This is a genomic window from Janthinobacterium sp. BHSEK (assembly GCF_056174685.1).
Map to the genome: position 1 here is coordinate 1 of NZ_JBWBYV010000244.1, position 406 is coordinate 406.

The window sequence follows — 406 nt, forward strand, 5'->3', positions numbered from 1 at the left end:
ACCAGGACGCCACCTTGTCGCGCCTGCATCGCACGACGGTGGCGCGCCCGCAGTGGAACGAGCTGTGCGTGTTCGCGTTCGACCACCGTACGCAATTCTTTGAGCTGGCGCAACAAACCGGCGCGCCCGAAGCGGCCATTGCGGCCTTGAAGCAATTGATGGTGCAAGCCGTGGCGCAGACGGAAACGGCCTTGCAACTGGCCGGCAAGACGGGCGTGCTGATCGATGGCCGCTATGGCGTCGATGCGCTCAACGATGCGACGGGGCGCGGCTGGTGGATAGGCCGTCCCGTGGAATTGCCGGGATCGAACCCGCTGCAATTCGACTGGGGCCGCTCCATCGGTTCACACCTGCTCAGCTGGCCGAAGGAACACGTGATCAAGTGCCTGGTGCAGCTGCACCCGGA

General features: G+C 64.8%; 1 protein-coding gene. It reads left to right on the forward strand.

Annotation, left to right across the window (positions count from 1 at the left end):
* Positions 1 to 406, forward strand: a 406-nt coding sequence (locus tag AC0V2Y_RS28765; RefSeq protein WP_475417997.1) for a 2-deoxy-5-keto-D-gluconate 6-phosphate aldolase domain-containing protein, incomplete at both ends; no start/stop codon positions are given.